The sequence below is a fragment of the Streptomyces sp. Z26 genome (genome assembly GCF_003665095.1).
Classification (GTDB): Bacteria; Actinomycetota; Actinomycetes; order Streptomycetales; family Streptomycetaceae; genus Streptomyces; species Streptomyces phytohabitans.
This window is the reverse complement of sequence record NZ_RCHV01000002.1, coordinates 6,109,206-6,134,815: the sequence shown is the minus strand read 5'-3', so window position 1 is coordinate 6,134,815 and position 25,610 is coordinate 6,109,206. Positions and strand designations below refer to the sequence as shown.

Annotated in this window: 24 protein-coding genes; 10 read left to right on the top strand and 14 right to left on the bottom strand. The window is 74.9% G+C overall.

What is annotated here, in order from left to right:
- Positions 1-23: 23 nt before the first annotated feature.
- The 4 genes from D7M15_RS26520 to D7M15_RS26505 all read right to left on the bottom strand — a co-directional run bounded on the left by D7M15_RS26520 (position 24) and on the right by D7M15_RS26505 (position 4,164).
- Positions 24-803: an ABC transporter ATP-binding protein gene (locus D7M15_RS26520; protein ID WP_121519800.1), complete on the bottom strand. Its 780-nt coding sequence runs from the start codon at positions 801-803 to the stop codon at positions 24-26.
- Positions 800-1,819: an iron ABC transporter permease gene (locus tag D7M15_RS26515; protein WP_240649745.1), complete on the bottom strand. Its 1,020-nt coding sequence runs from the start codon at positions 1,817-1,819 to the stop codon at positions 800-802. The genes D7M15_RS26520 and D7M15_RS26515 overlap by 4 nt, the downstream gene beginning before the upstream one ends.
- Positions 1,820-1,893: 74 nt before the next feature.
- Entirely contained in the window at positions 1,894-2,994 is a 1,101-nt protein-coding gene (locus tag D7M15_RS26510) for an ABC transporter substrate-binding protein (RefSeq protein WP_206337429.1), read from the bottom strand.
- Between the two features lie 153 nt (positions 2,995-3,147).
- Complete coding sequence (locus D7M15_RS26505; RefSeq protein ID WP_121521459.1) at positions 3,148-4,164, bottom strand: sporulation protein; 1,017 nt, start codon at positions 4,162-4,164, stop codon at positions 3,148-3,150.
- 314 nt (positions 4,165-4,478) lie between these two features.
- On the opposite strand from D7M15_RS26505, the gene D7M15_RS26500 reads away from it, so the two are divergent.
- From D7M15_RS26500 to D7M15_RS26470, 7 genes are all read left to right on the top strand, one after another.
- On the top strand, positions 4,479-5,834 hold the full coding sequence (locus D7M15_RS26500) for a hemolysin family protein (protein WP_121519798.1): 1,356 nt from the start codon (positions 4,479-4,481) through the stop codon (positions 5,832-5,834).
- Positions 5,831-6,862 carry a hemolysin family protein gene (locus D7M15_RS26495; protein WP_121519797.1) on the top strand — a complete coding sequence of 344 codons (1,032 nt, stop codon included), beginning with the start codon at positions 5,831-5,833 and terminating at the stop codon, positions 6,860-6,862. Before D7M15_RS26500 ends, D7M15_RS26495 begins: the two co-directional genes overlap by 4 nt.
- A gap of 164 nt (positions 6,863-7,026) precedes the next feature.
- On the top strand, positions 7,027-7,626 hold the full coding sequence (locus D7M15_RS26490; RefSeq protein WP_121519796.1) for a TetR/AcrR family transcriptional regulator: 600 nt from the start codon (positions 7,027-7,029) through the stop codon (positions 7,624-7,626).
- Positions 7,627-7,761: 135 nt separating this feature from the next.
- Positions 7,762-8,781: an NAD(P)-dependent alcohol dehydrogenase gene (locus tag D7M15_RS26485; RefSeq protein ID WP_121519795.1), complete on the top strand. Its 1,020-nt coding sequence runs from the start codon at positions 7,762-7,764 to the stop codon at positions 8,779-8,781.
- Between the two features lie 421 nt (positions 8,782-9,202).
- Positions 9,203-9,622 carry a hypothetical protein gene (locus D7M15_RS26480; protein ID WP_127201790.1) on the top strand — a complete coding sequence of 140 codons (420 nt, stop codon included), beginning with the start codon at positions 9,203-9,205 and terminating at the stop codon, positions 9,620-9,622.
- A complete protein-coding gene (locus D7M15_RS26475; RefSeq protein WP_121519793.1) occupies positions 9,619-11,709 on the top strand; it encodes a bifunctional polysaccharide deacetylase/glycosyltransferase family 2 protein in 2,091 nt (696 codons plus the stop codon). Before D7M15_RS26480 ends, D7M15_RS26475 begins: the two co-directional genes overlap by 4 nt.
- A gap of 23 nt (positions 11,710-11,732) precedes the next feature.
- Positions 11,733-12,875: an LCP family protein gene (locus tag D7M15_RS26470; RefSeq protein ID WP_121519792.1), complete on the top strand. Its 1,143-nt coding sequence runs from the start codon at positions 11,733-11,735 to the stop codon at positions 12,873-12,875.
- Between the two features lie 31 nt (positions 12,876-12,906).
- On the opposite strand, the gene D7M15_RS26465 is transcribed toward D7M15_RS26470, so the two are convergent.
- The 7 genes from D7M15_RS26465 to D7M15_RS26435 form a co-directional block, all read right to left on the bottom strand.
- Positions 12,907-13,293 (bottom strand): DUF2267 domain-containing protein, encoded by a 387-nt coding sequence (locus tag D7M15_RS26465; protein ID WP_240649503.1) that lies wholly within the window; start codon positions 13,291-13,293, stop codon positions 12,907-12,909.
- 196 nt (positions 13,294-13,489) lie between these two features.
- Positions 13,490-13,915, bottom strand: coding sequence for an Hsp20/alpha crystallin family protein (locus D7M15_RS26460; RefSeq protein WP_121521457.1), 426 nt, complete (start codon positions 13,913-13,915; stop codon positions 13,490-13,492).
- A gap of 184 nt (positions 13,916-14,099) precedes the next feature.
- Positions 14,100-14,756 (bottom strand): alpha-ketoglutarate-dependent dioxygenase AlkB, encoded by a 657-nt coding sequence (locus tag D7M15_RS26455; RefSeq protein WP_121519790.1) that lies wholly within the window; start codon positions 14,754-14,756, stop codon positions 14,100-14,102.
- A 171-nt stretch (positions 14,757-14,927) separates the two neighbouring features.
- Positions 14,928-15,533 (bottom strand): SRPBCC family protein, encoded by a 606-nt coding sequence (locus D7M15_RS29460; RefSeq protein WP_165906334.1) that lies wholly within the window; start codon positions 15,531-15,533, stop codon positions 14,928-14,930.
- A gap of 166 nt (positions 15,534-15,699) precedes the next feature.
- Entirely contained in the window at positions 15,700-16,392 is a 693-nt protein-coding gene (locus D7M15_RS26445; protein WP_121519788.1) for a CE1759 family FMN reductase, read from the bottom strand.
- 90 nt (positions 16,393-16,482) lie between these two features.
- Positions 16,483-17,577 (bottom strand): LLM class flavin-dependent oxidoreductase, encoded by a 1,095-nt coding sequence (locus D7M15_RS26440; RefSeq protein ID WP_121519787.1) that lies wholly within the window; start codon positions 17,575-17,577, stop codon positions 16,483-16,485.
- A gap of 125 nt (positions 17,578-17,702) precedes the next feature.
- Positions 17,703-18,761 carry an ATP-dependent DNA ligase gene (locus tag D7M15_RS26435; protein WP_121519786.1) on the bottom strand — a complete coding sequence of 353 codons (1,059 nt, stop codon included), beginning with the start codon at positions 18,759-18,761 and terminating at the stop codon, positions 17,703-17,705.
- Between the two features lie 77 nt (positions 18,762-18,838).
- Between D7M15_RS26435 and ligD the strand changes: the two genes are divergently transcribed.
- Entirely contained in the window at positions 18,839-19,861 is a 1,023-nt protein-coding gene (ligD, locus tag D7M15_RS26430; protein ID WP_121519785.1) for a non-homologous end-joining DNA ligase, read from the top strand.
- Between the two features lie 30 nt (positions 19,862-19,891).
- On the opposite strand, the gene D7M15_RS26425 is transcribed toward ligD, so the two are convergent.
- On the bottom strand, positions 19,892-20,101 hold the full coding sequence (locus D7M15_RS26425) for a DUF2277 domain-containing protein (protein ID WP_121519784.1): 210 nt from the start codon (positions 20,099-20,101) through the stop codon (positions 19,892-19,894).
- 29 nt (positions 20,102-20,130) lie between these two features.
- On the opposite strand from D7M15_RS26425, the gene D7M15_RS26420 reads away from it, so the two are divergent.
- Positions 20,131-21,048, top strand: coding sequence for a pseudouridine-5'-phosphate glycosidase (locus D7M15_RS26420; RefSeq protein WP_121519783.1), 918 nt, complete (start codon positions 20,131-20,133; stop codon positions 21,046-21,048).
- A 48-nt stretch (positions 21,049-21,096) separates the two neighbouring features.
- Here D7M15_RS26420 and D7M15_RS26415 read toward each other — a convergent pair whose 3' ends face one another.
- Together D7M15_RS26415 and D7M15_RS26410 are read right to left on the bottom strand one after the other, a co-directional pair.
- The gene (locus tag D7M15_RS26415; RefSeq protein WP_121519782.1) at positions 21,097-22,680 is read right to left on the bottom strand and encodes an LCP family protein; all 1,584 of its coding nucleotides are present in this window, start codon (positions 22,678-22,680) and stop codon (positions 21,097-21,099) included.
- An 87-nt stretch (positions 22,681-22,767) separates the two neighbouring features.
- Positions 22,768-24,318: an FAD-dependent oxidoreductase gene (locus D7M15_RS26410; RefSeq protein WP_121519781.1), complete on the bottom strand. Its 1,551-nt coding sequence runs from the start codon at positions 24,316-24,318 to the stop codon at positions 22,768-22,770.
- A gap of 262 nt (positions 24,319-24,580) precedes the next feature.
- Here D7M15_RS26410 and D7M15_RS26405 point away from each other — a divergent pair, with 262 nt between their 5' ends.
- Positions 24,581-25,438: a DUF6227 family protein gene (locus D7M15_RS26405; protein WP_121519780.1), complete on the top strand. Its 858-nt coding sequence runs from the start codon at positions 24,581-24,583 to the stop codon at positions 25,436-25,438.
- Positions 25,439-25,610: the final 172 nt, after the last annotated feature.

Genomic DNA, 25,610 nt, shown 5'->3' with positions numbered 1-25,610 from the left:
CCCGCGCGCGGCTCGGCGCGCGGTCACCCGCCCGCCGGGGCCCGGTGGTCGAAGGCGATCAGCGGGTCCCCGGTGAGGGGGTGGTCGGTCACGGCCACCCGGACGCCGAACACCCGGGACAGCAGCGCGGGCGTGAGCACCTCGCGGGGCGGCCCGGACGCGACGACGGCGCCGCCGTGCAGGACGTGCAGCCGGTCGCAGACGGCGGCGGCCGCGTTCAGGTCGTGCAGCGAGACCAGCGTCGTACGGCGCCGGACGCGCAGCAGCGTGAGCAGCTCCGTCTGATGGCGTACGTCGAGGTGGTTGGTCGGCTCGTCCAGCACCAGTACGTCGGGGTCCTGGGCGAACGCCCTCGCCAGCAGCGCCCGTTGACGTTCCCCGCCGGAGAGGTGGGTGTAACGGCGTCCGGCGTGCGCGGCCAACCCGGTGTCGGCCAGGGCCCGTTCGACGGCCGACAGGTCGGTGTCGTCGTCACCGGCGAAGGCCCGCTTGTACGGCGTACGGCCCATGGCGACGATCTCGCGCACGGTCAACTCGAAGTCGCCGCCCCGTTCCTGCGGCAGCGCGGCCACGTGCCGGGCGGCGCGGCTCGCGGACAGCGCCCGCAGGTCGGCGCCGTCGAGGAGGACACGGCCCGCGGTGGGCCGCAGATGGCGGTAGACGGTGCGCAGGAGCGTGGACTTGCCGCTGCCGTTGGGCCCGACGACGCCCGCGATCTCGCCGTCCTCCGCGACGACGCGTACGCCCGCGAGCACCGTACGGCCCGCGTACGCGACCCGCAGGTCCTCGACGTCGATCCTCACCTCCCGCTCCCCGTACGCCGGTCCAGCAGCCACAGCAGGGTCGGGGCCCCGAGCAGCGAGGTCACCACGCCGAGGGGCAGCTCGCGCGTGTCCATCGCCGTACGGCACACCAGGTCCACGACGACCAGCAGCAGCGCGCCGGACAGCGCCGCGACCGGCAGCAGCCGCCGGTGGTCGCCGCCGACGGCCAGGCGGCAGGCGTGCGGCACCATCAGCGCGACGAAGGCGACGGCGCCGGAGACCGCGACCAGGACGCCGGTCAACACGCTGGTCGCGGTGAACAGTTCGCGCCGCAGCCGGGTCGCGTCGACGCCGAGCCCGGCCGCCGTCTCGTCGCCCATCAGCAGCGCGTTGAGCGCGCGGGCGCGGGCCTGGAGCCACAGCCCGGCCGCCGGGACGGCCAGCGCGGGCAGCGTCAACTGCTGCCAGTTGGCGCCGCCCAGGCTGCCGAGGAGCCAGAACAGGACGCTCTGCGTGCGTTGCTCGTCCCCGGCCTGGAGCACCAGGTAGCTGGTGAGCCCGGCGAGGAACTGGCCGATCGCCACCCCCGCCAGCACCAGCCGCAGCGGCGCGAGCCCCCCGCCGCGTACGGCCACGGCCCACACCAGCGCGAACGTCGCCAGCGCCCCCGCGAACGCCGCGCCGGACAGGCCGACGCCCAAGGCGTCGCCCGCCCCGGCGCCGAGCACGAGCGCGGCGACGGCGCCCAGCGACGCGCCGCTGGAGACCCCCAACAGGTGCGGGTCGGCCAGCGGGTTGCGCACCAGGGCCTGCACGGCGGCCCCCGCGAGGCCGAGCCCCGCGCCGACCAGCGCGGCCAACAGGGCACGCGGGACGCGGAGTTGCCAGACGACGAGGTCGTCCGTACCCGCCTGCGGCCGCGCCGACAACCGGCGCCACACCACGCCCCACACCTCGGCGGGCGGGACGGACGTGGAGCCGCGGGCGACGGCGGCGGTGAGCGCGGCCAGCAGCGCGACGGCCAGTACGGCGGCGAGGGGGCCGACGGGCAGCACCCGGCCGTCGCGCGGGGACCGTTCCCGTACGTCCCCGGCCCGTACGTCCCGTGCCCGGCGCGGCGCGTACGCGGTCACGGCCGTCCGCCCCCGTTCGCGCCCCGGCCGCCGTCCCCGTGCAGGATCTCCGCGATCCTGCGGACGGTGTGCGCGTTCCCGACCCCGGCGATGGTGGTCGCCTCGGAGCCGACACGGACGAAGCGGCGTTCCTCGACGGCCGCCAGCCCGCGGGTCGCGGGGTTCGTCCGGAGCCACCGCTCGGCCTCGTCGAACGCCTCGCGGTCGGCGGCCGCGCCGCCCCGGTGCCGTACGCCGAGCTGTATCCACTCCGGGTCCCCGGCGATCACGTCCTCCCAGCCGACCCGTTCGTGGGTGCCGTCGCACCCGGCGAAGAGGTTGCGGGCGCCCGCCAGCGTGATCACGGCGTGGGCGACCTGGCGGTTGCAGACGGCGACGGGTTGCCGGGTCCCGGCGTCGTAGTCGAAGAAGAAGTACGTGGGCCGCGCGCGCCCCGAGGCCGCGACGACCTTCCGCGCGGCGGCGACCTCGGCCCGCATCCCGGCGACCAGTTGGCGCGCCCGCGCGGAGGTGCCGGTGACCGCGCCGAGGGCGGTGACGTCCGCCTCGACGGCCGACAGGTCGGTGACCGGCCCGTCGGCGCCGTCGGCGTCCTCGGGGCAGGCGGTGGAGCGGAGCTGTACGCGCTGGATGCCGACCGCCTCGAACTCCGCCGCGGTCGGCACGTCACCACCGCCACCACCCGAACCGGCGCCCTCCGGCGGGCCGAACGTCGACACGTGCAGGTCGGCGCCGGACGCGAGCAGCCGCTCCTTGGGTATCCCGCCCTCGGACAGCACCTCGACCCGCCGCGCCGCCTCCCCCAGGGCGCCCGTCAGCGCGCGGGTGCCCGCCGGGAAGCCGGTGCCGATCACCCGGTCCCCGGCGCCGAGCCGGAGCAGCAGCTCCAGGCTCGCCGCGTCGTCGGTGACGATCCGCCGGGCTGGCGCCGCGAACGTCGTGACCGCGCCCGCGCAGCCGCCGACGGTCACCGGGAAGCCGCCGGAGGCGGTCCCGGTGCCGTCGGGCGGCGCGTCCCCTCCCCCGCCGCCGCAGCCCGCGGCCAGCAGGCCGATCAGCGCGGCGCCCGCCGCGCCTCCCCGCACACGAGCACGCATGTCGTCCCTTCCCACGGCCCAGCGGCCGGCGGGCGGACCCCGCCCGGCCGCTCCAGTAGTCGGCGGGCGGGGGCGGGGAGTTCCCGCCGGGGGCGGCGAACCGTGGTGGACCGGCGCGTACCGGGCGTACGGGGTGGGGCGCGGCGGGTGGGCTCAGCCCTCGTCCTCCTCGTCGCCCTCCATGGCGTCACCGATCTCGTCGACGACCTCGGCCGCGACCATGCCGCCGACGACACCGACGGCGAGCCCCGCCGCACCGGCCGCCACGACCGTGCCCATGCCGGGCCCCGAGCGGTGCCCGTCACCGTGGTGCCCGCCGTGGTGCGCCCCGGAGTCGTGCCCGTACCCGCCCTGTCCGTAGGGCCCGTGCCCGTACGAGCCCTGCGACCCGTACGCCGCCCGGTTCTCCACCAGGCTCCCCAGCCAGCCCTCGACCCGGGCGTTCCAGTCGGTGCCCGCGACCTCGTCGTGGCGGACCGTGAAGCGGGTGAGGACGTCGCGGCCTGGCGAGAACGCGCCGCCGCGCTTGTCGGCCTCCAGGACGATCTCCATCTCGTGGGGGCCGGCCAGGAAGGTCACCTCGATCTCGTTCACCTCGTGCGTGTACCGCGCGGCCGGGGTCAGCTCGACCTCCTGGTAGAAGGGCAGCTGCTGGCCGGTGCCGCGGATGTGCCCGTACTCCAGGTCGGCCGACCTGAAGCCGAACCCGAGCTGCCCGAGCGCCTCCAGGACCGCCTCCTGCGCGGGCAGCGGCCGTACGGCGAGCGGGTCCAGGTCGCCCTTGTCCTTGGCGCCCGCCACGGCGACCTCGGTGCGCACACCGAGGACGATGCCGAGGTCCTGGCCGTGCAGCTGGGTGACCGGCGTCTCCCAGGGCAGGGTCAGGCTGAACGGCACGCTGCGCCGCTCCCCCTCGCCCAGCCGGAAGCCGCCGCCGACGGAGAACCGGCCGAAAACCGCCACCCCGTCGGACTCGCCCTCGTCGTGCTCGATCTCGACCCTGGCCACCAGCTCCAGGGTGATCTGCTCGATCGCGAAGTCCGCGCCGCCGCCCTCCAGATGGACCTGCCCGGTGAGGTCGCCGCCGGGCAGCACCGCGCCCGGTTCGAGCACCGTGTCCACCTTGGGCGCGCCCACTCCCAGCGAACCCAGCAACCGTTTGAACACCATCGTGGCGTCCACTCCCTCGCGTCTGTGTGATTCCTCGCCTTTTCTACAGGCGTGTAGAAGCATAGGCTCGGAGTTCACCCCGGCAGCGGCTTTCCGGCCGGGCCCGGGAGAACGGCCGAAAAGCGCGCCGACGCCGGTCCCGGTCCCGCCGAACGAGCTGCCGGCGCCATCGAAGGCCCGACCGGGCCGGGACCCGACGAGCCGAGCCCGACCGAACCAAGAAGGAGCAGCGGACCCGCAATGGGTGAACCTCCCAGTACCTGTCGTGCCACACCCCGCCAGCAGGACACCAGCGCGGAACCGGGGGTGGCACGGTGACCGAACTCCTGCTGCTGGCCCTCGCCTTCGCCCTCACCCTGGCCTGCGCGGTGTTCGTCGCGGCCGAGTTCTCCCTCACCACCGTCGAACGGAGCGAGCTGGAACGCTCCGCCGCCGCCGGTGAACGCGGCGCCGAGAGCGCGCTGAAGGCCGTCAAGCGCCTCACGTTCCAGCTCTCCGGCGCGCAACTGGGCATCACCGTCACGTCGCTGGTGATCGGCATGCTCGCCGAACCGTCCGTGGCCGCCCTGCTGCGCGGCCCGCTCGAAGCCGCCGGGCTGCCCCCCGGCGGCGTCTCGACGGCCGCCACCCTGCTGGGCGTGACGGTCTCCACCGTCGTGCTGATGGTCGTCGGTGAACTGGTCCCGAAGAACTGGGCGATCTCCCGGCCGCTGGCCGTCGCGAAGGTCGTGGCGGGCCCGCAGCGCGGCTTCACCGCCGCCTTCGGGCCGCTGATCCGGCACCTCAACGACACCGCGAACAAGCTCCTGCGCCGCTTCGGCCTGGAGCCGCAGGAGGAGCTGTCCCCGGCCCGTACGCCGGAGGAACTCGTCGCGCTGGTCCGGCACTCCGCCCGTGAGGGGGCGATCGAGGCCGACTCGGCCGAGCTGTTCGTCCGCACCCTGCACCTGGGCGAGCTGACCGCGGAGAACGTGATGACGCCCCGGGTCCACGTACAGGCCCTGGAGGTGCACGCGACGGCCGGGGACGCGGCCGATCTGACGTTGGCGACCGGCCTGTCCAGCTTCCCCGTCTACCGCGACAGCCTGGACGAGGTCGTCGGCACCGTGCACATCCGGGACGTCCTGGCGCTCGACGAGGACGCGCGGGACGGCACCCCCGTCACCGGCCTGATGCGCGAACCGCTGCTGGTGCCGCACTCCCGGCCCGTCGACCGGCTCCTCGGCCGGCTGCGCAGGGCGCGCACGATGGCCGTGGTCATCGACGAGTACGGCGGCACCGCGGGTGTCGTCACGGCCGAGGACATCGTCGAGGAGGTCATCGGGGACGTACGCGACGAGCACGACCCCAGCGAGGCCCCCGACCTGCTGGCGGCGCCGCCCGAGGGCGACCGGCCGGTGTGGGAGGCCGACGGCGGCATCCGGCTGGACCAGCTGGAGGAGTCGATCGGCTTCACCGTGCCCGACGGCCCGTACGAGACGCTGGCCGGGCTCGTCGCCACCCGCCTCGAACGCATCCCGGCGGACGGTGACACGGCCGACGTGGACGGCTGGCGGCTGACCGTCCTCGACGTCCACCACCACCGCGCGGACCGCGTCTCCATCACGGCTCCCGCCCCGGCGGCGAAGCCCGAGGCCGCCGCGCACGACACGAGCGAGGACGCCCGATGACCGCGATCCAGCTTCTGATCGGCGCGTTCACGCTGCTGACCAACGCGTTCTTCGTCGGCGCCGAGTTCGCCCTGATCTCCGTACGGCGCAGCCAGATCGAGCCCGCGGCGCTCAAGGGCAACCGGCGGGCGCGGACCACCCTCTGGGGCGTGCAGCACCTGTCGGCGGTGATGGCGACGGCGCAGCTGGGCATCACCGTCTCGTCGCTGGTGCTGGGCGCCGTCGCGGAACCGGCCATCGCGCACCTGCTGGAGCCGCCGTTCCACGCCGTGGGGGTGCCGGAGGGGCTGATCCACCCGATCGCGTTCGTCGTCGCGCTCACCCTGGCGACGTACACGCACATGCTGGTCGGGGAGATGATCCCGAAGAACATCGCGCTGGCCGCGCCCGCGCCCACGGCGCTGCTGCTGGGGCCGCCGCTGGTGGCGCTGACGCGGACGCTGCGGCCGTTCGTCTTCGGCATCAACGCGTTCGCCAACGCGCTGCTGCGGCTGCTGCGGGTGGAGCCGAAGAACGAGGTGGAGTCCGTCTTCACGGACGACGAACTCGCCCGTCTCGTCGCGGACTCCAGCAAGGCGGGCCTGCTGGCGCCGGACGACGGCGAACGTCTGCGGGACGCGCTGGAGTTGGGCACCCGCCCGATCGGCGACGTGATGGTACCGCTGAGCCGGACGGTGACCGTGGGGCACGACACGACGCCGCGGACGCTGGAACGGGCGGCGGCGGAGAGCGGGTTCTCGCGGTTCCCGGTCACCGGGCCCGGCGAGTCCATCCTCGGCTACCTGCACATCAAGGACGCCCTCGGCGCCCCCGAGCGCACCCGGCCCTTCCCGCGCGCCACCCTGCACCCGGTCATCCAGGTCGCCCTGGACACCCCGCTGGACGACACGATGACGGCGATGCGGGCCGCCGGTACGCATCTCGCGGCCGTCACGGGCGCCAAGGGCACGGTCCTCGGCTTCGTCACCATGGAGGACGTGCTCGACGAGCTGGTCGGCGCCGCCCGGGACGACGACTCCGGCGACTGACCCGCGACACGCCCCGCCCACGTGCCCCGGCCGCGTACACGCGGACCGGGGCACGGGTGCGTCCGGGGGTCGCCGTCGAGCACCCCTGGACATACTTGACAGAGTCGGCACATCGCGTCAAGCTCGTCCACGACGTTCCGCGCGGCCGAGAGAAGGAGCGAGCGATGGAGTCCGGCGCACACGGGGAGAGCGGCACCGCCACCCCGCACCGGGAACGGGCGATCCTGGACGCGGCGACGAAGGTGTTCCTGCGCTTCGGATACCGCAAGACCTCCATGGACGAGGCCGCCCGCGCCGCGGGCCTCTCGCGCCAGGGTCTCTACCTGCACTTCCCCACCAAGCAGGCGCTGTTCCACGCCGTCCTGGAGCGCATGGTCGAGCGGGTGCGCGCCGCCGCGCTCGCCGCGCTCGCCCGCGAGGACACCGCCCTGGAGCGGCGGCTGGCCGACGCGGTGTCGGCGCTGAACGGCGAAGCGGCGGGCGCGAGCAGCAGCACCCTGGCCGAGCTGCTCCGGACCGCCACCACCCTCGGCGGCCCGCTGCTGGAAGGGCTCCACGACGACGTGACCGCCGCCGTGGCGGACCTGTTGAGACGCACCGGAGTCGCCGCACTCTGGCAGGACGCGGGCCTCTCGGCCGAGCAACTGGCCGAGCACCTCTACCTGATGGCGTCCGCGGTCGCCTCCTCCGACAGCACCGCCGCGGAGCAGCGCGCGGCCCTGGACGTCGCGGCCCGGCTCGTCACCCGGGGGCACCCCGGCTGACCTCCCCGGGTGACGAGCCGGGCCGCGCCCCACCCGTACCGCCGGGCCTTCCGCCGCCCCTCGAAGCCGTTCCCGGGCCCCGCGCCCGCACGGCGCCAGCCCCAGCCCGTCCGACACCGGTCGAGAGGACCCACCATGACCGTCCGTGCCCACGCCGTCGACGCCCCCGCCGGACCCTCGCGGGTGCACACGTACGAACCGCCTCCGCTCGGCCCGTTGGAGGTCGACGTCGCCGTCACCCACAGCGGGATCTGCCAGACCGACCTCGGCATGGTCGACGACCACTACGGCCTGGCGCGCTTCCCCGTGGTCGCGGGCCACGAGGCCGTCGGCACCGTCGCGGCCGTCGGGTCCGCCGTCGACCCGGAGCGGTTGCCGGTCGGCGCGCGCGTCGGTGTCGGCGCGATCGCCGGCTCGTGCTTCCGGTGCGAGTGGTGCGCGGCCGAGGCGCAGCACCTGTGCCCGGAGCGTGACGACGTCGTCCTGCGCGGCACGGGAGGCACCTTCGCCAGCAGCGTACGGGCGAGCGACTGGCGGCACGTGCCCGTCATACCGGACGCGCTGGCCTCGGCCGAGGCGGCTCCGCTGCTGTGCGCGGGCACGACCGTCTTCAACGCGATCGTCCAGCACGGCGTCCGCCCCACCGACCGGGTCGCGGTCGTCGGGGTCGGCGGCCTGGGGCACCTCGCGCTCCAACTCCTCGCGGCCTGGGGCTGCCATGTCACGGCCGTCTCGACCAGCGCGGACAAGGCGGACGACGCGCGCCGCTTCGGCGCGCACGACTTCCTCGCCTCCCGTGACGTGCCACGGGCGCGCGAGCGGTTCGACTTCGTCCTCGACACGGTCGGGGCGGACCTGCCCTGGGACGACTACTTCGGCGCCCTCCGCCCGCGCGGGAAGCTGTGCGTCGTCGGCGTCCCGGCGGGCCCGTTCAGCATCGGCCCCATGAGCGTCCTCCCGGCGGAGAAGTCGCTCGTCTCGGCCGTCGTCGGGCCCCCCGGCGTCACCGGGCGCCTGCTCGACTTCGCCGCCCTGCACGACGTGCGGGCCCAGGTCGAGGTGTTCCCGGCCGACCGGCTGGACCAGGCACTCGACCACGTACGCAACGGCCGCGCGCGGTACCGGACCGTCGTCGAGTTCTCCCCGCAGCGGTAGCCGCCGGGGGCGCGGTGGGGGTGTGACATGCGGCACGGCGGCGGGGTGTGAAGACACCGGGGTGCCGCCGGGCGGAAGACGTGACACCGCAGTGCAGAACGGCCAGTTCGAGCTGGAGACGACAGCTGGGAACCAGAAACGATCACATCACGTCAGACTTGCGCCGTATCGTCGCTCTGCGATACCCCCGTCTCACAGAAACCCCACGTCCCCCGGCGAGGGCCCCACCCCGCGCCGACCCCGCCCCACCCCAGCACAGTGCGCCACCTCCCCCACAGTCTCCCCCCACAGGAGCACCCGTGTTCAGCGCGACTCCGTTCCCGATAGACCTCCCCGTACGCGCCCGTGGCGCCGCCCGTGGAAGCCGCCCGCGAAGTATCGGGCCCGGCAGGGGGGACACCGCCGTCGCACCGTGCGCGGCGTGAGCGCGCGCGAGCGGCTCGGCCGCGACCACCCGATCTTCATCGAGCGTTCGGGGCGCCGCAGACGGCTCCTCCGTTCGTTCGCCGCGGTCCTCGGCTGCGCGTGCGCCGGCTACCTGGTGTTCCTCACCCTCGTCCTGCACGCGCTCCAGCAGCCCGCCGACCGGACGCCGCCGCGGATCACCGAGCCGCTGCGGACCGGTGACGCCCGGCACGACACCCAGGTCGGGCACGGCGGCGGTGACGGGCGCGCCCCGCGCGGTGACCGCGGTGACCGCACCGATCACCAGCGGGGCGACCCGCCGCCCGAGGGCCACCGGCGGCCCGGCCCCGACGCGTCCGCCCCGGCGCGTACGGGCGCCCCGACCGGCCCGTCCGCCGCACCGGCCGCGCCCACCGCGCCGCAAGGCGAACGGTGAGCCCCCGGCACGCTCTCCGGCCGCCGCCCCGCGGGCACTGGCTCCTGCTGTTCCTCGTCCTGCCCGTGGTCACCACCGCGTTGTTGTTCGAGGGGTGGACCACCCACGAGGTGGACGCCGCGCGCGCGAAGCGCCCGTGCACCGAGCCCATCCCCCGGGCGGCGGACCACGGCGGCCCGGTGCTGCGGATCTCCGGCGACCGCATCCAGACGGCGGGCATGCCGCCGCGTACGGTCGCGCTCACGTTCAACGGCGGCCCCGACCCGGTGTGGACGCCGCGCCTGCTGGACCTGCTGCGCGCGCACGACGCGCGCGGGACGTTCCTGCTGTACGGGTCGCGGGCCGCGCGCTACCCGGAGATCGTCCGCAGGATCAGGGCCGAGGGGCACGAGATCGGCTCGTACACGTACACCGGCGGCGACCTCGGCACGGCCTCCGCCGTACGGTCCCGGCTGGAGCTGTCGCTGACGCAGACCGCCCTGGCGGGCGCCGCGGGCGTGCACACCCGGCTGCTGCGGCTGCCGCACACCAGCACCCCGGACACGCTGTGCGGCGCGGAGTGGCGGGCCGCCGAACAGGCCGCCGCGCAGGGCTATCTGCTGGTCGCCGCCGACCACAAGTCGCGCAGACCGTCCGAGGGCGTCGTACGGCAGTACAGCCACACGGCGCTCGGCTACGGGGAGGCGCGGGCGCTGCTGGGGAATCCACGGGTCGACAAGTTCACCACCGTCACCGACGGCCTGGGCCGCCCGACCCTCACCTCCCCGGCGACGGTCACCGAGCGGGTCAAGGGCGAGGGCCTGCTGTGGTCCCAGACGCTCGGCCACGCGTTCACGCGCGGCATGGCCTGGGTGCTCGGGGCGGCCGGTGTGCTGGGCGTCCTGCGCCTGGTGCTGCTCGCCGCGTACGCCCGCGCGCACGTGCGCCGCGTGGACCGGACCCGCTCCGGCGCGACCCCGCAGCGCGAGGTCACCGAACCGGTGTCGGTACTCGTGCCCGCGCACAACGAGGAGGCGGGCATCGTCGCCACCGTGCGCTCCCTCCTGGCCTCCCGCTACCCCCGGCTCCAGGTCGTGGTGGTCGACGACGGGTCGACGGACCGTACGGCGGCGCTCGTCGAGGCGATCGACGACCCGCGCGTGACGCTCGTACGGCAGCCCAACAGCGGCAAGCCGCGCGCGCTGGACACCGCGCTGCGGCACGCCCGTCACCACCTCGTGGTCATGGTCGACGCGGACACGGTCTTCGAGCCCGACGCCCTCTACCGCCTCGTGCAGCCGCTGGCCAGCCCCGGCGTCGGGGCCGTCAGCGGCAACACCAAGGTCGGCAACCGGCGGAGCCTGCTGGGGCGTTGGCAGCACCTGGAGTACGTGATCGGCTTCAATCTGGACCGGCGCATGTTCGAGGTGCTGGAGTGCATGCCGACGGTGCCGGGCGCGATCGGCGCGTTCCGGCGGGACGCGCTGCTCGGCGTCGGGGGTGTCAGCGACGACACCCTCGCCGAGGACACCGACCTGACGATGGCGCTGTGGCGGGCGGGTTGGCGCGTGGTGTACGAGGAGTCGGCCGTCGCCTGGACCGAAGTGCCCAGCACGCTCCGCCAGTTGTGGCGGCAGCGCTACCGCTGGTGCTACGGCACGCTCCAGTCGATGTGGAAGCACCGCGGGGCGCTGCTGGAGATGGGCACGGCGGGCCGCTTCGGGCGGCGCGGGCTGACGTACCTGGCGCTGTTCCAGGTGCTGCTGCCGCTGATCGCCCCGGTGGTGGACGTGTTCGCGCTGTACGGCGTGTTCTTCCGCGACGCGACCGAGGCGCTGCTGGTCTGGCTCGGCTTCCTCGGCGTGCAGCTGCTGACCGCCGCGTACGCGCTGCGGCTGGACGGGGAACGGATGCGGGAGCTGTGGACGCTGCCGCTCCAGCTGTTCGTCTACCGGCAGTTGCTCTACCTGGTCGTCATCCAGTCCGTGATCACCGCGCTGCTCGGCACCCGGCTGAAGTGGCACCGGATGCTGCGCACCGGCACCAGCGAGCAACACCTCAACGAGGCCGCCGAGGAGCGGCGTACGGCCGGGGCGGTGTCCAAGTGAACGCGGGACGAGGGGAGTCGGGCGTGCGCGACACGTCGCAGCGGTGGCCGGACGGCACGGGGTACGGGCAGCCGCGCGGCGGACCCGCGTCGTACGCCGCGGACGGCCCGTACGACGCGGACGCGTCGTACGACGCGCCGCACCCCGCGCCGGGCGCGCCCCGCCCCGCGCCCCGGCGGCGCGGCTACCGCCGTCTGCGCCGCCGCCACCCCGTGCGCACGCTGCTGCTCGTGCTCCTCGCCGTGCTGCTCGCGACGCCCCTGACCACGTACGCCTGGGCCGACACGCGCCTGAACCGCGACGTGGACCTGGGCGCGTACGGGCACCGGCCGCCGCCCGGCGAGGGGACCACGTATCTGGTCGTCGGCTCCGACAGCCGCGCGGGGCTGAGCCCGGAGCAGCAGAAGGACCTGCACACGGGCGGCGCGGTGGGACGGCGTACGGACTCGATGATCCTGCTGCACACCGGCGCCTCCGGGACGACGATGGTGAGCCTGCCGCGCGACTCGTGGGTGACGGTCCCGTCGTACGTACGTCCCTCCACCGGCAAGCGCCGGGGTCCGGAGAAGGACAAGCTGAACGCGGCCTTCGCCGCGGGCGGCCCCGAACTCCTCGCGCGCACCGTCGAGTTCAACACCGGCCTGCGCATCGACCACTACGCGGAGATCGGCTTCGCCGGGTTCGTCAACATCGTCGACTCCGTGGGCGGCGTCGGCATGTGCCTGGACCGGCGGATCAGGGACGAGAAGTCCGGCGCGGACCTGCGCGCGGGCTGCCAGAAGCTCGACGGAACGGAGGCGCTGGCGTTCGTACGGCAGCGGCACCAGGAGAAGGAGGGCGACCTCGGCCGCACACTGAACCAGCAGAGGTTCCTGTCGGCCCTGGCGCACGAGGCCGCCACCGCGGACACCGTGCTCAACCCGGCGACGCTCTACCCGGCGCTGAGCGCGGGCCTCGACACCCTCGTCGTCGACGAGGACATGGGCCTGCCCGACCTGGTCTCCATGGTCCGCGCGGTGCAGGGCGTCACCGACGGGAAGGGCGAGCGCGTCAACGTGCCGGTCTCCGGGGTCGGCATCCCCACCCGCAAGGGCAGCGCCATCCGTTGGGACGACCGGAAGGCGCGGCAGCTGTTCGCCCGCCTGCGGTCGGACCGGTCGGCCTGACCGCGGGCGGGCGCGCGCTCGGGGCGTGCGGTCAGGCGGCGGCGGTGAGTTCGGCGCGGCCGAAGAGCAGCGCGTAGCCGCGTGGGAGGGCGGCGAGGAGCCGGTCGCCGAGGTCGTCGCCGCCGCCACCGGTGTCCTCGCCGAGGACGGCGAGGACGGAGCCGACGTCCCAGCGCGCGGGCGCGGGCGCGACGCCGCCGAGACGTTCCGCGGCGGCTTCGACGAACTCGCGTGCCGTCAGCGGACGGGCCGCCGTCCCCTCGGCCAGCAGGACGGCGGCCTCACGTGGCAGGCGCTCCGCCAGCTCACGCCGTTCCGTCCCGGGCACCTGGCTCCCGAGCAGGGGCAGTACGGCGCGCAGGACGCGTACCGCCTCGGCGTCGGTGGTGTACTGCCCCAGCGTTCGGACCCGTCGCACAAGGTCGTTCCACCGCATGGCTGCTGCTCTTCTCCCTCTGCTGTCGTGCCACCGCCCGGGGCGGCGGCAGGTGATCGGTGGTGATCCGGGGTCCGCGCGGACCCCGGAGGGTGGCCGGGCCGGCCGCACGCCCCGGTCACCGGGCGGGGTGGACCGGGGCGCGGGCCGGGGGCCGTGCCGGTGGCCGGGGTGCCGTTCAGCCGCTGATCTGTCGGGCCGTGTCGCTGCCGCCGCTGATCTGGATCTTGCGGGGCTTCGCCCGCTCGGCGACCGGAATCCGGATGGTGAGCACTCCGGCGTCGTACGCGGCGCTGATGCGGTCGGTGCTCAGGGTGTCACCGAGGAACACCTGTCGGCTGAAGCGGCCGGACGAGCGCTCCGCGACGATCTGCTCCGCGTTCTCGGGCACCGGTGTGCGGCGCTCGGCGCGGACGGTGAGCACGTTCCGCTCCACATCCAGGTCGATGGACCCGGGGTCGACGCCCGGCAGGTCGAGATGGATCACCACGTCCTCGCCGGAGCGGTAGGCGTCCATCGGCATGGCGACGGGTCGAGCGGCGGTACCGAACACCTGGTCCGCCAGTCGGTCGAGGTCCCGGAACGGATCGGTACGCATGAGCATCACGGTCATCTCCTCTCTCGCGCAGCCGGACCGGAGGGAGGCTTCGCCTCCGGGTGCTGCGATGCCCTACACCCATGTATATAGCCCATCCGCACGAAACTTGACAAGCCTCGGCTCAAGAAACCTGTTTATGCAGCTCAGGGCAGAGAGAGGAGTGTCGTGGGCCGGTTGCCGGGAGGCCGGGTCAGCCGAGGCCGGTGACGCGCAGCGTGACGTTCAGCCGTCCGGCGGCCAGCCCGGTCGCCGGGTCGCCCGTGCCCGGCAGGGTCCTGGGTACGCCGTGGTACGCGAACCGGGAGGGGCCGCCGAAGACGAACAGGTCGCCGGAGGCCAACTCGACGTCCGTGTACGGCTTCCCGCGGTTCTCGGTGTTGCCGAAGCGGAAGACGCAGGTGTCACCGACGCTCAGCGAGACGACGGGGTCGTCGGCGCGTTCGTCCTTGTCCTGGTGCATGCCCATGCGGGCCCGCTCGTCGTAGAAGTTGACCAGCGCGGTGTCCGGCGCGTACGCCTCCCCCGCGCCCGGGTCCCCGTACGCGTCGGCCAGCGCCCGCCGTCCCAGGTCGCCGAGCCAGTCGGGGAAAGGCGCGACGCGGCCGCCGTTGACGTCGTCGGCGGTGCGCGAGTAGCGGTACGGCTGCCAGTGCCAGCCCAGGCACACCGTGCGCACGGACATCACGCCGCCGCGCGGCAGCCGCGTGTGCCGGATCGGCACGGGGCCGGTCGCCCACGCGCGGCAGGCCCGGACCAGGTGCCGTTGCTCCTCGGCGGTCAGCCAGTCCGGCACGTGCACGGCGCCGGGCGCGGGCCGGGTACGGGGGCGCGGGATCAGCGCGTTCACGGGGCGGACGCCTCCAGACGTGCGGCGGCGGGTGCGGGCGGGCACGCGGGCGCGCGAGCCGTACCCGCGCACCTCATTCTGCTCCGCCCGTGCACGCGGCGCCGCCTCCGTCCGGCACCGCGCCCGCGCCCGTCCGCACGGCACTCCGACCACCCGGGGAAGGCCGACCGCTCAGGCGGCCTCCGGCCCGAACACCCGCGGTCCCGCCTCCCCCGCGCCCGGTTCCGGCTCCGGTTCCAGCCGGGACAGGGCGGGCCGCAGCTCGGTGGGCGGCGGCGGGTCCGTCCGCGCGAGCGGCCGCGCGACCGGCTCCACGTACCCGCGTCCCGTCTGCACGGCCCGCTCGGCGGGGTCCGGGTCCAGCGTGTCCCGGAGCTTGCCCAGGTCGACCGGGAGGTCCCGGCGCCAGCCGAGCGCGATGACGGGAAGCAGGAGCAGCATGCCGCCCTGCACCCGTACGTCGACGCTGACCTCGACCGTGCTCCTGCCGCGGGACGCCCCGCGCACCCGGAAGGTGTACGCGACGGTCTGCGTGCCCAGCGGCGTCCACATCCGCTCGCTGCGGAAGGCGAGCAGGGACGGCGAGCGGAACGCGCAGCACTCCATCTGGTGGAAGCGGTGCCGCCCTGGAAAGCGGTAGCGGTAGCGCGCGCCCACCCTCGGGGCGACGCGGCGGTCCTCGACCTCCGCGACGCCCGAGTTCCACTCGGTCATGTTGCGCGGGTCCGACAGGTACTCGAACGCCTGCGGGACCGGGATCGACAGGGGCTGAGCCATGGAATACGTCGGCATCGTGTCACCTCTGGCTCCGGTAACGGTTCCGGCTGCGAATGGCCGCCGTGCTCGTCCAGCTTGGTGCCCCGGACGCAGCAGCTCGCCCTGGGCAAGCCGTTCGGGTGACCCGCCGGTCCCGTACGCCCGGCGCGCGCCCCGCGTACGGGGGTCACGCCCGCAGCGCCGCCAGCTGCTCCTCGAACGGCACGAGTCCGTCGACCGGTCCGGCGTCCGGCACGCCGCCCGGCGCTCCGGGCCCACCCTGCCCGTCCGCCGCCCTTACGGGGTACGCCTGCCCCGTAACAGCCCGCGTACGCCCGCGTACCGCCTCCGCGAGCCCGGCGAGTTCCCGCCCGGCGCGTTCGACGCGCTCCGCGAGCGCCTCCGTACCGGCGGCGGCGCCGGTGCCCCAGTCCTCGGTGGCGGCGTACACGGCGGTCGGCGCGGTGAGCGCGCGCAGGTACGCGAACAGCGGGCGCAGCGCGTGCTCCAGGACCAGCGAGTGGCGTGCCGTGCCGCCGGTCGCGGCGAGCAGCACGGGCGTACCGGTGAGCGCGCCGGGTTCGAGCACGTCGAAGAACGACTTGAACAGGCCGCTGTACGAGCCGCTGAAGACCGGCGTCACCACGATCAGCGCGTCGGCGCCCGCGACCGCGTCCAGCGCGTCGCGCAGCTCCGCGCCGGGGAAGCCGGTGAGCAGGTGGTGCGCCACCGCCGTGGCCAGGCCGCGGAGTTCGACGGTCCGCACCTCGGCGGGCGCGTGGCGGGCGGTGGCCGCCGCCAGCCGGTCGGCGAGCAGGCGGGTGGACGAGGGCTGGCCCAGTCCGGCGGTGACGACGACGAGGTCCAGGGGCTGTGCCATGGCGGCTTCTCCTTCTGCGTACGGGGGTGGATACGGGTGTGCCGCTGCGGGACGGGGTGGCGGGCCGGGCTCCGGCCCGCCACCCCGCGCTCATCCGGCGGTCGCTGCGGCGCGCGCGCCGGTACGGAGCGAGGCGCCATGCACGGGCCCGTCGGGCACGTGCGCGGGCCGCCCGGCGGCGAACTCGCGGCGCAGCACCGGCACGACCTCCTCGCCGAGGAGGTCCAACTGCTCCAGCACGGTCTTCAGCGGCAGCCCCGCGTGGTCCATGAGGAACAGCTGCCGCTGGTAGTCCCCGAAGGACTCGCGGAAGGTGAGCGTCTTCTCGATGACCTCCTGCGGGCTGCCGACGGTGAGCGGCGTCTGCTCGGTGAACTCCTCCAGGGACGGCCCGTGCCCGTACACCGGCGCGTTGTCGAAGTACGGCCGGAACTCCCGTACGGCGTCCTGGGAGTTGCGCCGCATGAACACCTGTCCGCCGAGCCCGACGACGGCCTGTTCCGGGTCGCCGTGGCCGTAGTGCGCGTAGCGGTCGCGGTAGAGCCGGATGAGGCGGACGAAGTGGTCGCGGGGCCAGAAGATGTTGTTCGCGAAGAAGCCGTCGCCGTAGTACGCGGCCTGCTCCGCGATCTCCGGGCTGCGGATGGAGCCGTGCCAGACGAACGGCGGGGCGCCGTCCAGCGGGCGGGGCGTGGCGGTGAACCCCTGGAGCGGGGTGCGAAAGCGGCCCGCCCAGTCCACGGACTCCTCGCGCCACAGGCGGTGCAGCAGCGCGTAGTTCTCCACGGCGAGCGGGATGCCCTGGCGGATGTCCTTCCCGAACCACGGGTATACGGGGCCGGTGTTGCCGCGGCCCAGCATCAGGTCGACGCGGCCGTCGGCGAGGTGCTGGAGCATCGCGAAGTCCTCCGCGATCTTCACCGGGTCGTTCGTCGTGATGAGCGTGGTGGAGGTGGAGAGGAGCAGCCGTTCGGTCCGGGCGGCGACGTACCCGAGCAGGGTCGTCGGTGAGGACGGCACGAAGGGCGGGTTGTGGTGCTCCCCGGTGGCGAACACGTCGAGGCCGACCTCCTCGGCCTTCCGCGCGATGGTCACCATGGCCTTGACGCGCTCGTGCTCCGTGGGCGCGCGGCCCGTGGTGGGGTCGGTGGTGACGTCGCCGACGGTGAAGATCCCGAACTGCACTGTGCTCACCCGATTCCAAGTGGTTGAGGTTTCAACTACTTGCCCGGAACAGTGCCCACCGCCCACCTATTCCCCCGGCCCACGCGGACCGCGCGCGCCGCCCCGACCGGCTCCCGCCCCGCCCGTTACCCCAGCATCTCCCGCAGGTCGTACCGCACCGGCTCCTCCAGCTGCGCGTACGTGCACGAGGCCGGTTCCCGGTCCGGACGCCACCGCCGGAACTGCGTCGTGTGCCGGAAACGGTCGCCCTGCATGTGGTCGTACGCCACCTCGCACACCCGCTCCGGCCGCAGCGGCACCCACGACAGGTCCTTCGTACCCGTCCAGCGGCTCGGCGCCCCCGGCATCCGGCTCCGCTCGTGCGCCTCCTCCTCCCGCCACCGCGCCCAGGGGTGGCCGTCGGCGGACTCCAGCCGCAGCGGCGCCAGTTCGTCCACCAGCTCCTGCCGCCGCCGCATCGGGAACGACGCGCAGACGCCCACGTGCTGGAGCAGCCCCTCCTCGTCGTACAGACCCAGCAGCAGCGAGCCGACCACCGGGCCGCTCTTGTGCTCGCGGTAGCCCGCGACGACGCACTCGGCGGTGCGCTCGTGCTTGACCTTCACCATCACGCGCTCGTCCGGCCGGTACGGGAGGTTCAGCGGCTTGGCGATCACCCCGTCCAGCCCCGCGCCCTCGAACCGCCCGAACCACTCCCGCGCCAGCTCCACGTCCCGCGTCGCGGGCGCCACGTGCACCGGCGACGCGGCGTCGCGCAGCGCGGCCACCAGCGCCTCCCGGCGTTCGGCGGTGGACCGGCGCGTCAGGTCGTCGTCGCCCAGCGCCAGCAGGTCGAAGGCGACGAACGCGGCCGGGCTGGTCTCCGCCAGCATCCGCACCCGGGAGTCTGCGGGGTGGATGCGCTCCAGCAGCGCCTCGAACTCCAGCCGCCCGTCCCGCGCGATGACGATCTCCCCGTCCAGCACGCACCGCTCCGGCACGTTCGCGCGCAGGGCCGGGGGCAGCTCCGGGAAGTAGCGGGTGAGCGGCTTGCCCGTACGGCTGCCCAGCTCCACCTCGTCACCGTCCCGGAAGACGAGGGCGCGGAAGCCGTCCCACTTCGCCTCGTACTGCATGCCCGGCGGGATCCTCGCCGCGGCCTTCGCGAGCATCGGCTTCAGGGGCGGCATCACCGGAAGGTCCATGGGGCCGATTGTGCGGCCGCCCCGCGCCGTACGCCCGCCGGGAGGCGGAGCCGGGCGGCAGCGCCTAGCGTGCCCTCATGGCAGAGGCACGGCAGCTCACGGTGGGTGAGCGGACGGTACGGCTGTCCAACCCGGACAAGGTCTACTTCCCGGAGCGGGGCTTCACGAAGCTGGACGTCGCCTCGTACTACCTGTCCGTCGCGGACGGCGTCCTGCGCGCCCTGCGCGACCGGCCGACGACGCTGGAGCGCTACCCGGACGGGGTGACGGGCGAGTCGTTCTTCCAGAAGCGCGCCCCACGGAACCTGCCCGAGTGGATTCCGACGGCCCGTATCGCGTTCCCCAGCGGGCGGTACGCCGACGAGATCTGCCCCACCGAGCCCGCCGCCGTGGTGTGGGCCGCCAATCTGGGCTGCCTCACGTTCCACCCGTGGCCGGTCCGCCGCGCCGACACCGACCGGCCCGACGAGCTGCGCATCGACCTCGACCCGCAGCCGGGCACGGACTACGCCGACGCCGTGGCCGCCGCCCGCGAGCTGCGGCCGCTGCTGGAGCGGTTGGGGTTGCGCGGCTGGCCGAAGACGTCCGGTGGGCGCGGGCTGCACGTGTACGTGCCGATCGTGCCGGAGTGGACGTTCACGCAGGTGCGGCGGTGCGCGATCGCCATCGGCCGCGAGCTGTCCGCGCGGCAGCCGGACCGGATCACCACCGCGTGGTGGAAGGAGGAGCGCGGCGAGCGCGTCTTCGTCGACTACAACCAGACGGCCCGCGACCGCACCATCGCGGGCGCCTACTCCGTGCGCCCGCACCCCCGCGCGCAGGTCTCCGCGCCGCTGCGCTGGGAGGAGCTGGACGACGCGCGCCCCGAGGACTTCGACCTGGCGACGATGCCGCGGCGCTACGCCGAGGAGGGCGACGTGCACGCCGGGATGGACGACGAGCCGTGCCGTCTGGACGCCGTACTGGAGCTGGCCGACCGGCACGAGCGCGACCAGGGCCTGGGCGACCTGCCGTACCCGCCCGACCACCCGAAGGTCGCGGGCGAGCCCAAGCGCGTGCAGCCGAGCCGCGACCGGGACCGCGACCGCGACCGCGACTGAGCCGCCGTACGGGCGGACGCGGACGTACGGTCAGCCGCCACGGACGACGAGCGTCCCCAGCAGCTCCTCGGTCGCCGCCGCGACCTGGTCGACGGCCCGTTCGAAGGCCGCGGCGTTGTGCGCGGCGGGCTCACGGAAGCCGGACACCTTCCGCACGTACTGCAATGCGGCGGCACGCATGTCGTCCTCGGTTACGGCTTCGGCGTACGGGGGACGGAGGGTCTTGATGCTTCGGCACATGACCCGACGGTATACGGACGGAGACGGGAATGACCCTGGCGCTGACCGACGAGGTACGGGACGCGATGGAGCACGGCCGCCCGGTGGTGGCACTGGAGTCGACACTCGTCGCGCACGGCCTGCCCCGGCCGGGGAACCTGGACACGGCACGGGAGCTGGAGCGGACCGTACGCGACGCGGGCGCCGTCCCCGCGACGGTCGCGGTGCTCGACGGGCGCCCCTGTGTCGGGCTGGACAAGGCCCAGCTGGAACGGGTCGCCACCGACGAGGGGCTGCGGAAGCTCGGCAGCCGGGACCTGGCGCCCGCGCTGGCGGCCGGTGTCAGCGGGGCGACGACCGTGTCGGGTACGGCGTTCCTCGCGGCGCGCGCGGGCGTACGGGTCTTCGCCGCGGGCGGGTTGGGCGGCGTGCACCGGGACTGGACGCACGTGCAGGACGAGTCGGCGGACCTGCGGCTGCTCGCCCGTACCCGGATCACCGTGGTGTGCGCCGGGGTGAAGTCGATCCTCGACGTGCCCGCGACGCTCCAGCGGCTGGAGACCCTCGGGGTGGCCGTCCTCGGCTACGGCACGGAGAACTTCCCCGGCTTCTGGCTCACCGACTCCGGCGTGCCCGTCGACTGGACCGTGCGCGACCCGCGCGAGGTCGCCGCCGCGATGCGCGCGCAGGACCGCCTCGGCGGACCCGACACGGCGCTCGTGGTGGCCCACCCGGTGCCGGAGGAGGAGCAGCTCGACCCGGAGCTGCACGACCGGGTGCTCGGTGAGGCGCTCGCCGCCTGCCGTCGGGACGGGGTCGCCGGGCAGGCCGTGACGCCGTACCTGCTGGACCACCTCGTACGGCACACGGAAGGCGCGGCGCTGGCGGCGCACGTCGCGGCCGTACGCGGGAACGCGCGGCTCGCGGCGCGGATCGCGCAGGTGTGGAGCGCGACGGCGCACACGTGAGCGGTACGGAGGGGAGGCGTGCGCCTCCCCTCCGTACGCGGGGGCGGGTCAGTCCGCCGGGGCGTCGTCGCAGTCGAGCGTGTCACCGGCCGCCGGGGCGCCCTCGACGCTGCTGCGGTCGAGGACGACGCGGGTGACCTCGGCGGCGCCGCGCCCCGGCCGTACCTCGAACTCCGGCCCGTGACCCGCCGTCGGACGCAGCCGCGCGCCGGGGAGAGCCGCCGCCAGCGCCTCGGCCGCCCGCTGCCGCGCCGGGTCGTGGACGATCTCGGTCCGCGCGGGCGCGGCCCCGCCCGCCCCGGCCGCGCCCGCGGCGCGCTCCCGTACGTCGAAGCCGCTGGCGCGCAGGCCCCGTTCGAGGGTGTCCGCGGCGGCCGAACGGGCCGGCCCGGCGTGGACGCGTACGGGCACGTCGGCGGGCGGCCAGGCGACGGGCACGCCGGGGCCGGGCACCGGGTACGCCTCGTCGGTGGCCAGCGGCCGGTCCGCGCGCAGCGCCGCGAACATCCGGGCCGCGCGCGGCCGGTCCCAGGTGAGCGTGGAGCCCCAGCCCGGCACCCGGTGGTCGAAGCCGTCCAGCGGCACGGTGGCGAACTCGGCGTCCCCGGAGTCGAGTTCGCCGAGCGTACGGCCGAGCCGCAGCAGGCGGCCCGTGGTCAGCTCCTCGTCCGCGCGGAGGGTCCGCAGCAGCGAGCGGGCGGTGACGGCGAGGGCGGCCGGGTCGCGGAAGAGGCCCCGTTCGTGGAACGTGTCGAGCAGTTCCGCGACGAACCGCTGCTGCCTGCGCATCCGACCCAGGTCACCGGAGAGCGGCGGTACGTGCCGGGCGCGGACGTAGCGGAGCGCGTCGCGCCCGTCCAACAGACGGGTGCCCGCGGGCAGGTCGAGGCCGGAGTTCCGGTCGCGCAGCGCGGTGGCGGTGCACACGGTGGCGCCGCCGAGCCCGTCGACGGCCTCGACGAACGTGTCGAACTCCGCCTCCAGGTAGTGGTCGACACGTACGCCCGTCGCCTGCTCCACGGTGCGTACCGTGAGGGCGGGCCCGCCGAGCCGGTGCGCCGCGTTGATCTTCCCGGCGGCCGGTCGTTCGGCGGGCACGGGTCCCGGCTCGGTGCCCCGTAGCGCCGGGGGCAGCCCCGACGGCGCGGCGCCGCCCGGGGTGTCGCGCGGGAAGGGGACGTACGAGTCGCGCGGGATGCTCACCACGCTGATCCGCCGTCGGTCGGCGGAGACGTGCAGCAGCATCATCGTGTCGGTGCAGTCGCACGCCTCACCGCCCACGTGCAGCCGCTTCCTCTCCTCCGGCGTCAGCCCGGCCCGCCGGTCCAGGCCGACGAGCAGGAAGTTCAGGCCGGGGCCCGGCGCGGGACGGGCCGCGTCCGGCGGCAGCGCGCCGAACACCTCGACGCGCGGCACGGCGGCGGCGAGCGGCGCGGCGAGCGCCGTACCCGCCGCGAGCGGCGGCGGTACGGCGTCCGCGGCCAGTACGGCGCCGGTCAGCGCCGTGCACAGGGCCCCGGCGACCGCCGCGCGGCGCAGCCGGGCGGGCGCCGCGGGCGGACGGCCCGGCTCCGTGCGGGACGGGCGGCGACGGGGGGACCGGGCCCGGGACGGCCGGTGGTTTCGGGACAAGGCGCACCTCCGCGGAACGGCGACTCCCGCATGGTGCGCCGCTCCCCCGCCCGTTCCGCGCCGCCGTGCGACGGCGGGCCGCCCGCGTCACCCGGACAGATCATCACGCGATTCGAGCGGACGGGTGGCGGGCCCCTGGAGCACCGAGCCGTCCACGTCGAACCGCGAGCCGTGGCACGGGCACTCCCACGCGCCCTCCGCGTCGTTGAACCGCACCAGGCAGCCCAGGTGCGTGCAGCGCGCGGACAGCGCCCGGATCTCCCCCTCCGCGGTCCGGTGGACGGCGCAGCGCCGCCCGCCGATGCGGACGATGGCGCCGGTGCCGGGCAGTATCTCGTCGGGCGAGTCCACGTACGACGGGCTGAGCCGCCCCGCGACGAAGTGCTTGGCCACGTCGGTCTGGCGGCGCAGCAGCGCGGGCGTCTCGCGCGGATGGAGCCGTACGGGGTCGTACAGCCCGGCCCACGCGGGCAGCCGCGCGTCCGTGATGTGCGCGGCGAGCAGCCGCCCGGCGAGGATGCCGGTGCTCATGCCCCAGCCGCCGAACCCGGCCGCGACGTACGTGTGGTGCGCGGCGGGATGGAAGCGGCCGATGTACGGGACGAGGTCCGTGGTGTCGTTGTCCTGCGTGGCCCAGCGGTGCACGAGGTGGGCCTGGGGGAAGCGTTCGTGCAGCCAGGCGGCCAGCCGTTCGTAGCGCGCGTTGACCGAGCCGATGCCGTCGGTGCCGGGCGCGAACTTCTCGCCGGTGACGACGAGCAGCCGGTGCCCGGGGCGGAACGGGTACGGGGCGGTGTGCACGGAGCGGGTGTTCCGTTCCGGCGTGAGGTACATGCCGCCGGGGTCGGCGGACTCCGGCACGGTCGCGGCGATCACCAGCTCGCGGCGGGGCGACAGGCGGGAGAACATCAACGCCCGGTCGAACACCGGGTAGTGGGTGGCCACGACCACGTCCCGCGCGACCACCACGGCGCCGTTCTCCGTGGTGACCCGGCACGGCTCGCCCTGGTCGAGGCCGACGACGCGGGTGCGTTCGTACACGACCCCGCCGCGCCGTCGCAGGTCGGCGGCGAGCGCGAGGAGGTACTTGCGGGGGTGGAACTGGACCTGGTCCGGCAGCCGCACGGCCCCGTGCACCGCGAACGGCAGCCCCGTCCCCGTCACGTACGTCGCGTCGAGCCCCGCCTCGCGGGCCGCGTCCGCCTCGTCCCGCATCTCGTCGGCGTGGTCCGGCGACTCGACGAAGGTGTACGCGGGTCGGCGCTCCAACTCGCAGTCCACGCCCAGCTGTTCGGCGACCCGGGCGGCGTGCTCCACGGCGTCGCGCTGCGAACGGGCGTACAGCCGGGCGGCGTCGGGGCCGTGGGTGTCGCGGATGGGCGCGTACACGAAGCCGTGCAGCGCCGACAGCTTCCCGGCGGTGTGCCCGGTGACGCCCCCGGCGATCCGGTCGGCCTCCAGGACCGCCACGGACCGCCCCGCGCGGGCCAGTTCCCAGGCGGTGGAGAGGCCGGTGATACCGCCGCCGACCACCACGGCGTCCACCTCGGTGACGCTGTCCGGTGGCAGGGGCGGGTACGGGCCGGAGGCGGCGGACAGCATCCAGTACGACTCGTAGCCGATACGAAGTGTGGTCACGGCCTCGTCTCCTCGTCGCAGCGCGGCCGTTGCCCCCATCCGCGCCGTACGGCCCCCCAGTGTGATGCCCCGCGGTGGACGGTTCACCCGTGCCGGATGGGGCGGTTGAGCAGGCGTGCGCCGGTCGTGAGACCGCGCGACGGGTCCACGCCCCCTGGTGCGTTCCGCGGAATCCGCCCCCGCACCGCGTTCGTGGCGCTACGGTGAGTGCTCGCTTTTCTCCCCCGTACGAAGGCCGCGCGCCGGAAGGGTTTCCGCAACGATGGGCGAGACACCGGACGCGGTGCCCGGTCGGCATCTGGAGATGCTGCTGGCCCGCGCCCAGAACCCGTTCGACATCTCCGACCGCGCCCTGCGGCGGTTGGCGGACGCGGTGCTGTGCCAGGTGGAGTTGCAGGGCTGGCAGCACCGCAACGCCCCTCCCCCGTCGCGGCGTTGCAGCACCTACCGGCACGCGTTCCTGCTCTCCGACGGCAGCACGCTGTCCCTGTGGGAGCTGCGGCACGAGACGGGCGACGGGGCCGGGCGGGCGTCGTACGAGATATACGAGTACGAGACGTCGCTGCGCCGTTCGCAGGAGCGGGTCAGCCGGGAGATGGACGCGGCGGGCGGGGACCCGGCGGAGACCTCCGACGGAGGGCTCCCGGACGTGCCGGACGTGCCGGACGGTCTCGACGCGTACGGCCTCTTCGAGCCGAACGGCACGGGCGGGGCCGGGAGTTCGGGCGTCGGCTTCCGGGAGTTCCTCTCCTTCGCGGGCGGCGCCGCCCGCCGCCGCGCGTACCTCCAGCGCGACTCCCCCGACCACGCCCGCCGCCTGCTGCGCCGCGCCGAGAACGCCGACCGGCCCGGCGAGGACACGCTGCGGCTGCTGTCCACGGCGTGCGGCCACGAGATCGCGCACGTGCCGAAGCCGCACGCCGCCCTGACGCCGTGCCACGTGTGGTGCTCGGTGTACGAGCACGCGTTCCTGCTCGCGGACGGGCGCGAGGTGAGCCTGTACGAGCTGGAGCACAACCTCACCCGGGGCGGACGGCTGGTCTGCGAGGTGTACCTGGAGGAGGCCGTCGCGGAGCAGGCCGCCCGCCGCCGGGCGCGCGACCGGGGCCTGGACCTGTGAACGGGTACGGGTGCGCGTGCGGGTCCGGGCGACGCGCCCACGTGCCGTACGCGCGGGGGCGGTTCGGGCAACACCCGTACGAGCGCGGGGAGTTCGCGCGTACGGGCCCGCAGGCCGGGCGCGAACGGGGCGGAAGGGGGCGCCGGTCGGGCACCAGTGACCTGGAGTGACC

Coding starts and splice junctions, on each gene's coding strand:
- D7M15_RS29460 (WP_165906334.1), bottom strand. CDS start 15,533: ATGGCTCAGCCCCTGTCGATCCCGGTCCCGCAGGCGTTCGAGTACCTG.
- D7M15_RS26490 (WP_121519796.1), top strand. CDS start 7,027: ATGGAGTCCGGCGCACACGGGGAGAGCGGCACCGCCACCCCGCACCGG.
- D7M15_RS26485 (WP_121519795.1), top strand. CDS start 7,762: ATGACCGTCCGTGCCCACGCCGTCGACGCCCCCGCCGGACCCTCGCGG.
- D7M15_RS26405 (WP_121519780.1), top strand. CDS start 24,581: ATGGGCGAGACACCGGACGCGGTGCCCGGTCGGCATCTGGAGATGCTG.
- D7M15_RS26505 (WP_121521459.1), bottom strand. CDS start 4,164: ATGGTGTTCAAACGGTTGCTGGGTTCGCTGGGAGTGGGCGCGCCCAAG.
- D7M15_RS26495 (WP_121519797.1), top strand. CDS start 5,831: ATGACCGCGATCCAGCTTCTGATCGGCGCGTTCACGCTGCTGACCAAC.
- D7M15_RS26510 (WP_206337429.1), bottom strand. CDS start 2,994: ATGCGTGCTCGTGTGCGGGGAGGCGCGGCGGGCGCCGCGCTGATCGGC.
- D7M15_RS26460 (WP_121521457.1), bottom strand. CDS start 13,915: ATGCTCATGCGTACCGATCCGTTCCGGGACCTCGACCGACTGGCGGAC.
- D7M15_RS26445 (WP_121519788.1), bottom strand. CDS start 16,392: ATGGCACAGCCCCTGGACCTCGTCGTCGTCACCGCCGGACTGGGCCAG.
- D7M15_RS26435 (WP_121519786.1), bottom strand. CDS start 18,761: ATGGACCTTCCGGTGATGCCGCCCCTGAAGCCGATGCTCGCGAAGGCC.
- D7M15_RS26425 (WP_121519784.1), bottom strand. CDS start 20,101: ATGTGCCGAAGCATCAAGACCCTCCGTCCCCCGTACGCCGAAGCCGTA.
- D7M15_RS26420 (WP_121519783.1), top strand. CDS start 20,131: ATGACCCTGGCGCTGACCGACGAGGTACGGGACGCGATGGAGCACGGC.
- ligD (WP_121519785.1), top strand. CDS start 18,839: ATGGCAGAGGCACGGCAGCTCACGGTGGGTGAGCGGACGGTACGGCTG.